Annotated in this window: 4 protein-coding genes; 2 read left to right on the forward strand and 2 right to left on the reverse strand. The window is 58.7% G+C overall.

Going from position 1 to position 6817, the window contains the following annotated elements; translation table 11 throughout:
- Positions 1–465 precede the first annotated feature (465 nt).
- Positions 466–2628: an ATP-dependent DNA helicase DinG gene (dinG, locus tag AB6724_RS09745; protein ID WP_369338320.1), complete on the forward strand. Its 2163-nt coding sequence runs from the start codon at positions 466–468 to the stop codon at positions 2626–2628.
- A 1425-nt stretch (positions 2629–4053) separates the two neighbouring features.
- On the opposite strand, the gene AB6724_RS09750 is transcribed toward dinG, so the two are convergent.
- Positions 4054–4620 carry an acyloxyacyl hydrolase gene (locus AB6724_RS09750; RefSeq protein ID WP_439329847.1) on the reverse strand — a complete coding sequence of 189 codons (567 nt, stop codon included), beginning with the start codon at positions 4618–4620 and terminating at the stop codon, positions 4054–4056.
- A 206-nt stretch (positions 4621–4826) separates the two neighbouring features.
- Positions 4827–5363 carry a Spy/CpxP family protein refolding chaperone gene (locus AB6724_RS09755; protein ID WP_369338321.1) on the reverse strand — a complete coding sequence of 179 codons (537 nt, stop codon included), beginning with the start codon at positions 5361–5363 and terminating at the stop codon, positions 4827–4829.
- 261 nt (positions 5364–5624) lie between these two features.
- On the opposite strand from AB6724_RS09755, the gene AB6724_RS09760 reads away from it, so the two are divergent.
- Positions 5625–6653 carry a recombination-associated protein RdgC gene (locus tag AB6724_RS09760; RefSeq protein ID WP_369338322.1) on the forward strand — a complete coding sequence of 343 codons (1029 nt, stop codon included), beginning with the start codon at positions 5625–5627 and terminating at the stop codon, positions 6651–6653.
- Positions 6654–6817 lie beyond the last annotated feature (164 nt).

The raw sequence follows: 6817 nt of genomic DNA on the forward strand, positions 1-6817 counted from the left end.
GCCATCGGATCTGTGGATAACAAAGATATTCCTCCAACCTCAAGAGCCATATCCAGGCTGAACAAGCTTGTTCACAGCACTGGAAAACCCGAATCTTCAACCACATCGGAGACAGAGATCAAATCTAGAAAAAGTTTTTTATTCATAAAAATTTAACAACGATATCAACAATCATGACTACATATTTATCTACACATTATGCACAGAATTCAATCATCCTTTTCATGTGGATAAGTTTCTGAAGAACCTCGCCTCAGACAATCCACAATTACAATGAACAAGGTCCATACAACTGGTGGAAAAGTTCTCCGCATGGAGCATCCGTAACACCTCTGTAGAACATACAAATCCCGCTGTTTGTATGCCGTATTGCATAAGAAAAAGCATCTTATTTAATACGTATCACTGTACGAATACATATAAAACGCCAAGGCACAGCGTCTTTGCGTCTCAAAAAACGCTGAAATGCATGAAAAAAAGTGGGCTCAAGAAGCCCTGAATTCCTTTGATGCCGTGGTTGGGGCCATGCCGGGATTTCGCAGCCGCGAAGGACAGCGAAAAATGGCGGCCCAGGTCGCGCAAACGCTGAGCCAGGCCCAGCTCGGAAAAGTGGATGAGGGCGAGCCGGATCCGCGGCGCGCCATTGCCGTCGTGCAGGCCGGCACCGGCGTGGGCAAATCGCTGGCCTACAGCATTCCGGCCATCGGCATGGCGCTGTCGCGCGGCACGCGGGTGCTGATCTCCACGGCCACCGTGGCGCTGCAGGAACAGCTGGTCAACAAGGATTTGCCGGCGCTGGCGCAAAAACTGGACCAGCCTTTCAAGTTCGCCCTGGCCAAGGGGCGCGGCCGCTTCGTCTGCAAGCTCAAGCTCGAGCGCCTGGCCAGCACCGGAGAAGTGCAGGACGAGATGGACGACCTGTTTGGCGAAGAACAGGCCCAGGCCAAGGCCAGCCGCCCCCAGCACGAGCTGCAGGCCCGCATGCAGTTCTACAAATCCATGGCCGATGCGCTGGCCACCCAGGCCTGGGACGGCGACCGGGACTCACTGGAGACGCCGCCGGAAGCCGAGGCCTGGAGCCCTGTGGCGGCCGAGTCTTCCTCCTGCACGGGCAAGCACTGCCCGGCTTTCAGCAACTGCGTCTATTACGAGCGGCGCAAGGATCTGGTGGCAGCGCAAGTCATTGTTGCCAACCATGATTTGCTGCTCTCGTCGCTGGGCTCCAAGCTGCTTCCGGAGCTGGACAACTGCCTGCTGATCCTCGATGAAGCCCATCACCTGCCGTCCACGGCCCTGGACCAGTTCGCGGGCGAGATGGATCTGAGCCGCCTGGGCTGGATAGACAAGCTGGCCAGCCGTGCGCTGCGCGTGAACCAGGTCGCCGAAGTCGAGGAACTGGCCGACGTGCCCAAACATGCGGGCCAGTTGCGCCAGCAGATGCAGGAGCTGGCGCGACTGGTCATGGAGCACTACGGAGAGGCCCTCAAAGCGCAAAAGGACAGCTATGGGCCGGCCAGGGTACGGGCAGCCCGCGGCGTGCTGCCAGAGGCGCTTCTGGAGCCTCTGGGCCTCATTGCCCACCATGCGGACGGCTTCCTGGACGCGCTGCGCGCTATTTCCAAGGCCCTGCGTGCCGAAATCAAGGACAAGCCCGAGGAAGCGCGGCGGCTGTCCACCATTTACGCGCAGGTCGGGGCGCTGGCACCGCGCCTGGAGGCCATCTACAACACCACGCAGCAGCTGCTGCAGCAGAACACGCAAGCCGACGACATTCAGCCCGTGCCCCACGCCAAATGGTTCACGCTGGAGATGGATGGCGAGTTCATCGTGGTCAAGGCCCATGCCAGCCCCATACAGCCGGGCTCCACGCTGCGCCAGCACCTTTGGTCGCAGGTGAGGGGAGCGGTGCTGACCTCGGCCACCCTGACCAGCTGCGGCCATTTCGACTTCTTTCTGCGCGAAGCCGGGCTGGCCGGCGATGCCTCGGTCACCACGCTCGAAGTGCCCAGCCCCTTCGACTACGCCCGCCAGGGCACTCTGGTGGCCCGGGAAACGGCCGCCGATCCACGTGAGGCCGCCCGCTTCACCGAGGAGATGGTCGAGGCCCTGCTGACCGATCTGAGCCGCATACAGGCCGGCGCCCTGGTGCTGTTCACCTCGCGCGAGCAGATGCGCCAGGCCGTGGACGCTCTGTCCACCAGCATGCGCAACCAGGTGCTGGTGCAGACCGCCTTGCCGCGCCAAACCCTGCTGGCGCGGCACCGCGAGGCCGTGGCCATGGGCGAGCCCTCCATCATCTTCGGCATGCAGTCCTTCGGCGAAGGGCTGGATCTGCCCGGAGCGCTGTGCGAGTCGCTGTTCATCACCAAGCTGCCTTTTGCTCCGCCCGATGACCCCGTGGGCGAGGCGCGGGCCGAATGGCTGCGCAGCAGCGGCCGCAACCCCTTCAACGAGCTGGTGGTGCCGGCCACGGCCATTCGCCTGGCGCAGTGGGTGGGGCGAGCCATCCGCACCGAGGAAGACCAGGCCCATGTGTATTGCTACGACCGTCGTCTGACGGGCACCAGCTATGGCCAGCAGCTCATCAAGGGCCTGCCGCCATTCACATTGCAGCGACAGCCTGTGTAAAACCTGCGCGAAGAGGCGTCCAGGGTCTCTTCCAACGTCCTGCCTCAGCGGCATCGGCCTGCCTGCATGGCCCGGGGCTCGAGCGCTTGCGGGCCGGTCCACCCATGGGCCATGAAAGACGGTCCGCCGACGCGGACTTTTGTAATTTTTCTAACAGCAGCCGGCCCGACCCGCGCATGCCCCCCGGAAATCCGCACACCCGCTGAACGGCCATCTCCGGGCTGTTGATAGCCGCAGGGCCAGACCTTCATGCAGCGGTCCATAGCCCAGCCAGGCGTCCGCGACCAGAGCCAATGCCATCCTGTTCTGCCGAGAAACAGCCTGTGCCACCTGCGCACTGCAGGCTCTGTCTTCAGAGATTCATAAAAATCTCTTTGAAAACAATCACTTATTGATCATTGAATTTTTTTGAACGAGCTTGCGAGGCAGATCTTTGCCCAGCTCCTTCCCTTTGAAGTGCAGCTTACCCCCAGCTGTTCATAACATTCTGTTGATAACTACGCGTTCGCGACCTTCGGATTTGAATCTTATCCCCAGATGCCGATCGCGAAGGCTGCGCATCTTACGCCAAATTTCCGGACGTTGACGAACCAATTTCCGTAAAGCCCCGTTTCTGCGATCTATTCCTGGAAGCAGAGCAATTGATGCGTGCGACCTGATGACGATGCTGACGCAATTCGGAGCGTGATCGGACTTTGACTTGGGTTGTTCTTTAGAAGTCTTATAAAAACTTAGTCGTAGTAGTAAGGATCGCATCTTCCTGTTGATAACTATCAAATTCCCAAGCAAATCAAGCTTCTTCTCGGGTGATAAACATGGAGACAGAGAGCTGCTGCTGCTGTCTTCGAATCCTGAACAACTTGCGTGATTTCATCAAATTTGTGGACAACATGAAAGTTCGCATCCTGTTATCCACATTTTTTGTGGATACCTGAAAAATCAAAGAAATCAGCGTTATTTCAAGCTATACATGCATTTTTAGCTATATTTTTTGTAGTGAATAACAGTAGATGACAGGACTGCACACATGCGATGAGGTCGATGTGAGTTCTTGCGGAATGCCCGATATCGATGCATGTCGGGCTTTTTTTTATCCAGAGCCGACCCGGATGCTGTGAAAATTTGGGCCTAAGTTGTTATTGCTAGTCTTATCTTTTTAATTAGTAGTAATAGTAAGTACCCTACTTAAGTGTTGATAAGATATAAAAATCAATAAAAATCAATAACTTGAGATTCTTCCAAGCCTGTGGTCGGGCATGGGCTGCTGCTGTCTCGCATTTGGGCACAACTTTGCGTAGCCTTTCATAGCTGTGGAAAACATGGAAATTCCCGGTTTTTTATCACCATGTTTATCCACATGTGGCTTGCGGGGCAGCAGACATGAAAAAAGCCACCCGTGGGTGGCTGGTCTGTGGGAGGGAGGCTTTAGAAGTGGCGTGCGAAGCGCAGCTGGAGAAAGTTTTCGCCCGGATTGGGTTCCTTGATGCCGGCGTTGGAGTAATGCTCCAGGCGCAGGCTGATTTCGTTTTTCTGCTGTTCGCCGAACAGGTAACCGACCCCGATGTGGCTGCCGAAGTTGAAGCGGGTGGAAAAATCCTTGTGGTCGGTCACATAGCGGCGATTGGTGGCGTAGCTCACGCCTATGCCGGCTTCCAGGAACCAGGGGGACTGGCCTTGCGCGGCACGCCAGCGGAAGGTGGGCTTGGCCCCGACCACCCAGTTTGAGCGGCTGCTGCCCTGGTAGTCACCCGACCAGCGGCTGCCCCAGACATCCCAGTAGCCCGTGACGACGCCCGGGCCCAGCGCGTAGTTCCAGTTTTTCCAGGGAATGGTGACGCCTAGCGTCGCGGCGTCCGAGCCGTGTTCCGCAGTGCCGTACTGCAGATACATGGCGGGTGTCCAGTTTTGCACAGGCTGTGCAGAAACGCTGGTGCACAGCAGTGCTGCAAACAGGCTGGTGGCGCAATATGAGGTGACGTGCAGCTTATTCATATTAAAAACCTTTAACTGTTTTTAATGTATCCAGCAGTCCGGGGCTTGTGAAGCCCGGGTGCTCCCGTTCTCTCCTGTGGATATGAATTTAGAAGCCTGTGCACGACTGTCTTGTCGGAAAGAGTAGGGGAGTGAGGTAAGACGCCCCAAAGAAAAACCCCCGGCCATTGCTGGCCGGGGGCGGATCTCGCGCAGTTCAGGACTGCTTATTTGGCGGCGGGTGCGGGGCGCGTCTGGCCTGGCTTGCCACCGTCATGGGGACCGTGGAAGAAGCGGCCATGGTCTTGGTGCATGCGCAGGGTGGCGGCATCGAAGGTCTTCTGCTGCTCGGGGTTGAGCTGGGCGTAGAAGGCCTTGGTGGCATCGGCACGGCGGTCCATTTCGGCATTGCGCTTGGCTCGCATCTCACGCATCTTGTCGATGCGTTCGGGCGTGGTCAGCTTGGCAAAGGCTTCGCGGTCGCCGGGGGCCGGGCGCTCGGCGGGCTTCATGGTGTCGATATAGCTGGCCCAGGCGGCTTCCTGGGCGGGGCTCAGCTTCAGGTCGGCCTTGAGCTTCTCGATGCGCTTTTTCATGTGCTCCATGCGTTCGCCGCGCTGGTGCTTGTAGTGATCGGGGGCGGCCTGGGTAGGGGCGGCCTTGTCCGTGGGCGCTGCGGTCTGTGCAAAGCTGGGCATGCTCAGCGAAGCCAGCAGGGCGGTTGCAACAGCAGCACCGGTCAGGGTTTGGCGAAAGCGGATCATGTCGGTTTCCTTTGCAAAAGAAGTGAAAGAGGTGGCCGCTAGGTTTTGCTCCTCAAGGGCCTGCATCAGCGGATGACTGCAGTGTGGGCTGCTCATGTTTCTGATACGTGAGGTTTTGCAGACGCTCTGTAAAGTATTGATAAGTTTGCATGGCCGCGGCTGCGCAACAATGCATCCATGGGCTGCGAGGGCAGCTGTTTTTTCTGCGCGCTCCGGCTTGCGGATCGCGTACCGGTCAAAGGTTTAGCAAAGGTTTGTTGGATGTTCAAGAACATGATTGTTTATCGCATTGCCGAGAGCTGGCAAGGCGATCTGCAGCAGCTCGAAGAGGCGCTGCAAAAGACGGTGTTTGCCGAGTGCGGTGCCACGCAGGAGCGCTCGGTGGGTTGGGTGCCGCCGCGCGGCGAGCAGCATGGGCCGCTGGCCGAATCCGTGGCCGGCCAGTGGGTGCTGCGCTTCATGAGCGAGTCCAAGATGCTGCCGGCCAGCGTGCTCAACCGCAAGGTCGACGAGAAGGCCGAGCACATCGAAAAAACCGAGGGCCGCAAGCCCGGCAAGAAGGAGAAAAAGGAGCTCAAGGACGAGGCCAAGCTGGATCTGCTGCCCATGGCTTTCACCAAGCAGGGCAGCATGTGGGTCTGGATCGATCCCCAGGCGCGCACCCTGGTGCTCGATACCAGCGCCCAGGGCCGTGCCGACGAGGTGGTGAGCCTGCTGGTCGAAGGTCTGCCGGGCTTTGCGCTGGCCCTGGTGGATACCCAGACCAGCCCCCAGGCGGCGATGGCGCACTGGCTGATCACGCAGGAGCCGCCCGCAGGTTTCTCCGTCGATCGCGAATGTGAGCTCAAGGCCGCCGACGAGTCCAAGGCCGTGGTGCGCTATGCGCGCCATCCTCTCGACATCGACGAGGTGCGCCAGCATATCGAGCATGGCAAGCTGCCCACCAAGCTGGCCATGACCTGGGACGACCGCGTGAGCTTTGTGCTCACCGAAGGCCTGCAGCTCAAGAAGATCGCGCTGCTGGATGCGGTGATGGACGGCCAGTCCCAGGACGACGGCGGCTTCGATACCGATGTGGCGATTGCCACGGGCGAGCTCTCGCGCCTGATTCCCGATCTGATCGAGGCGCTGGGCGGCGAAGGCCGCACGGGTCTGGGCGAGGGTCTGCCGGCCTCCCCGCAGGCCGCCGAAACCCTGCCGGTGCGACTGGCCCAGGGGCGCGGCCAAGGCACGGTGACCGGGCCGGCGGTGGCTCCCGCAGATACTGCGCCGGAGGAAGCCCCGTTCTGATGCTATGGATGAAGTAGCTGTTTGCTCTGACCAAGCAAGGATTTCAATATTTTTTGATATTCAAAGCACTGTTTGATGCACGCAAGCAGCTATTAAAAAAGGCCTGTCAGATCACTCTGGCAGGCCTTTTTCTTTGTGGATTCAAAGCTGCTTACACACGCTCA

This window comes from Comamonas guangdongensis (genome assembly GCF_041079535.1).
Classification (GTDB): domain Bacteria; phylum Pseudomonadota; class Gammaproteobacteria; order Burkholderiales; family Burkholderiaceae_C; genus Comamonas; species Comamonas guangdongensis.